We start from the raw sequence: 242 nt of genomic DNA, 5'->3' as shown, positions 1-242 counted from the left end.
CAGCACCTTCAGCACCGCGCCGCGGGCTTGGCGGTCGCTGCCCTCGTACTTCGCTTGGCGTCGGCGGCGATCCTCGGATGCCGGATACCCGGCTGCCCGCCACGCGCACCGGTCCGCGAGGGGACAGATGCCGCACTTCGGCGCCCGTGCGGTGCACACGATCGCCCCGAGCTCCATCGCGGCGGCGTTCACGATCGCGGCTTCGCCGATGTCAGAGGGCAGCTCGGCCGTCATGCGGGCGA

At 72.7% G+C, this 242-nt stretch carries 1 protein-coding gene; it reads right to left on the bottom strand.

All coding sequences use genetic code 11. The features are described 5' to 3' along the window. Positions 1-242: iron-sulfur binding domain-containing protein (locus ACZ3GY_RS24695; protein ID WP_498056008.1), on the bottom strand; the 242-nt coding region annotated here is incomplete at both ends.

The sequence above is a fragment of the Pseudomonas sp. PME37.24/006 genome (assembly GCF_055556635.1).
This window is presented reverse-complemented; position numbering and strand designations above follow the sequence as displayed.